General features: G+C 67.7%; 3 protein-coding genes. 2 read left to right on the top strand and 1 reads right to left on the bottom strand.

The window, feature by feature from the left end; genetic code table 11:
* The coding region (locus ACYP5B_RS49650) for a tyrosine-type recombinase/integrase (protein WP_459574812.1) at positions 1 to 819 on the bottom strand (819 nt) is incomplete at its 3' end.
* A gap of 143 nt (positions 820 to 962) precedes the next feature.
* Here ACYP5B_RS49650 and ACYP5B_RS49645 point away from each other — a divergent pair.
* The gene (locus ACYP5B_RS49645; RefSeq protein WP_459574811.1) at positions 963 to 2,033 is read left to right on the top strand and encodes a DNA-binding protein; all 1,071 of its coding nucleotides are present in this window, start codon (positions 963 to 965) and stop codon (positions 2,031 to 2,033) included.
* Positions 2,034 to 2,289: 256 nt separating this feature from the next.
* The gene (locus ACYP5B_RS49640) at positions 2,290 to 2,622 is read left to right on the top strand and encodes an H-NS histone family protein (RefSeq protein WP_459574810.1); all 333 of its coding nucleotides are present in this window, start codon (positions 2,290 to 2,292) and stop codon (positions 2,620 to 2,622) included.
* Positions 2,623 to 3,273 lie beyond the last annotated feature (651 nt).

Genomic DNA, 3,273 nt, shown 5'->3' with positions numbered 1-3,273 from the left:
CTCCACCATCATTTCGTCCGTGGCCGGCACCAGCCGCGTCTTGTCCCCCTTGCCCGTCACCTCCAGCCACCAACGCTCCAGGCCCTGGCTGTCACGCCGGCAAAAAAACGCCCCCATGCGCGCGCTGGCCACCTCCGCCGCGCGCAAGCCCCCCAGGTACAGCACGGTCAGCAGCCAGCGGCAGCGCGCCGCGTGCAGGCGGTCGCGCTCGGTCGCACGTTCGAGCGTGCCCGGCATGGCGTCGATGGCGTCCTTGACCGCCTGCCACATGTCGTGGCTCAGGTAGCGCGTGACGCGCGGCTTGGACTGGCCGCGCCGGCTGCGCGCCAGCGAGAGCGGGTTGCCGGCCAGGTAGCCCGCGTCGACCAGCCAGGCAAACAGGCCATTGAGGATCACCATGGTGTGGCGCGCGCTGACCGGGGAAAGCGGCCCGGCAAACGGCCGCCACGCGGGCGCGCCGCGCGCCAGCTTCTTGCGCGACGCCATCACCCAGCGCCAGGCCGGCTGCGGATCGGCCAGGAAGCGCTCGTACAGCAGCAGATCCTCATGGGTGAGCGACGACAGCGGCTTGCCGTGCTGCATCACGGCCCACAGCAGCAGCCGCTCCACCTCGCGCCGATAGGTCTGCAGGGTGGCGGGGGTGTCGGCGTAGCGGGCCAGCCAGGCTGTCACCGCCGCCAGATCGTCGGCGGCTGAGATCTGCGGGGTGCCGCCGCGCGCCCGGTTGCTGCCGGCGGTACCGCTCAGTTCGGCGGGCAGGCGCAAGCGCTCGATCGGGGTGGCGGGCAGGGCGGTGAGGGGGAGGGGGAGGGGTTCCATCGGGGTGGCGGGCGGCATGGCGTGAGGGTAGCCATCATTATAGACAGAATATGAATTATGTCTAAAGATTTGTCAATTTATTCAACAAATTAACGTATTACGTAGTAATATTTACAGAAACCAACCTCGTGCGCCGCCCAAACATGACTGCCAGCCCCGCATCCACGCCGCCCATGCCCAGTGAGGCCGCTCCCGACGCCGCCCGGGAGGCCACGCTCGCCGCCGACGTGGCCCACCTGCGCGCGCAGTTCCCCGAGACCCGCGCGCTCTACCGCGAGGTCTGCGCCCTGCTGTTCTTCCGGTACGGCATCACGCCCACCGCCAACAAGCTCTACGGCCTGGTGCGCAAGGGCAGCATGGGCACGCCCACCGAGGTGCTGGCGCAGTTCTGGGCGGACCTGCGCGGCAAGATGCGCGTGACCATCGACCAGCCCGGGCTGCCTGAGGCGCTCAAGGCGATCGCGGCCGACGCCGTGCAGTCGATCTGGCAGGCCGCCAACGAGGCCGCCACCGGCGAACTGGCCGCGCTGCGGGCCGAAGCGCGGCTGCAGGCGAGCGAGGCGCAAGCGCAGCGCGACCAGGCGCGGGCCGCGGTGGTGGTGGCCGAGCAGGCCACCGCCGCCGTGCAGGCCGGGCTCGATGCCGCCCAGCGCGCACGCGCGGCGCTACAGGGAGAACTGGAGGCCGAGCGCCAGGCCCACGCGGCCGCGCGGGCGCGCCAGGAGGAGGGCGTGCGTCAGGCCGAGGCGCTCGAGCGGCAGTTGCAGGAGTTGCGTACCCAATTCTCGACGGAGCTCGAGCGCACCCGCGAGCAGGTGGCGGTCGCGCAGGAGCGCGCCGAGGCCACCGAGCGCCGCGCGCTGCGCGAGATCGACCAGGAACGCACGCTGCGCCAGAAGGCCGAACAGGCGGCGGCGGACCTGCGCGCTGAGCTGGCGGCGGTGCAGGCGCGGGCGCAGGACGCCGCCGTGGCCGGTGCCGAGGCGCGGGCGCGCTTGCAGGCCGAGCGCGACACGCTCCGCCGGCAACTGGCGGAGACAGAGCAGGCGCTCGGGCGAGGGCAGGCGGCCCAAGACGGGCTGCGGGTCGAACTGGAAGCGGCGCTGCGGCGGGCCGAGCGCGCCCAAGCCGAAGCCACCGCGTCGCGCCGCCTGGCAACCACCAGGCGCCGGGCGCCGGTGACGCGCACCAAGTTCAAGCCGGGGCCCGCTTGAGGGGGGGCCGAGGGCGGGGATTTGTCCACCGCGAGATGGGATAAGCCTGTGGACAAACCGCACGAGGACAGATGCCCGGCGGGCTCCTCAGGTCTGATTAGTTTTTGAGCGGCGGGGGTGACCACGTGATTCCCAATCCCCAAGGGAGCAAGTTGCTTTACACCAGCGATCCGCCGGCACAATGTTAGGCCCAACGGTCTTTGAGACGACAACGCAGGATTCTGCTCCGCAGCTTCCTCAAATCTGTGCACCTAAAATGAAGTCGATCGAAATCGAGCGCGCCGAAGCAATTACCTGGATCCGCATCCAGATGGCCCAGCACGGCCTGACCCTGGCTCACCTGCAGGCCGGCGGCTGTTTTGCGGAGCCGCCACCGGCGACGTTGCCCGAGGCGGTGCGCTACCGCAACGCGCACGGGCAGGGCTGGGACGGTCGCGGCGCCATGCCGGACTGGCTGCAGCGGGCGATCCACGCCGGGCAGACGGTGGAACATTTCCGGGTGCCTATCACGGGAGTCAGGGGGCCCGTCGTGAAGGAGGAGCTCCGATTTGAAATCAAACGGTTAGCCGGAGCTGCGGCGGATTTTTGACGATTACCCACACCGGCAGATTAGGCGAAGCGCCATGTAGGCGACAGCGACACCGTCGTGTTCAGGCGGGATCGCGCGAGATGAGTTGTGAGGCATTGGTTCGCATAATGTCCAGAACTTTTCCTACCGACCATGGTGCCGGCAAGGAGAAGATAATGGCGCAGTCTGAACTGGCGCGCAGCAAGGAGGGCTCCGCGACGCTTGTGCTGCCAATGGCCGGTTTGTCCAAGACTTCCTGCACGGGTGGTGTGGCGACAGTCCACCGAATTGGCAAGGCCTCTCAATCGAAGATCTCCGCGCATATCTACATCACGAATACTCGAGCAAGAGGCGCCTACCATCGAACTCGCCGATCGTCGCACTACGCGCGATGCCGCGTTTTCACGCAACCGACGAGGTCATGGCTTTCCTCGAAACCCTCAGATTATGCGCACCGCAACGGCCGGGGTTTCCGTGCTCTGGACGGCTCTCTGGACGTCGCTTCGCCTAATCTGCCGGTGTAGGTAATCGAGAATATCTGAAGCTTCAGATATTTGCGAATCCCGGCCATCCCTCAGGTAAGTAGCCCCAGGGAGTTGCACCCTGAGGCTCTCGCAGAACGGTGCGTGAACCTCTCGATTCACACCGCTCCCATTATCCAACCGCATGCAG

The organism is Cupriavidus sp. 8B, from assembly GCF_054589115.1.
The sequence above is the reverse complement of the archived record's forward strand: the minus strand, read 5'-3'. Positions and strand labels throughout refer to the sequence as shown.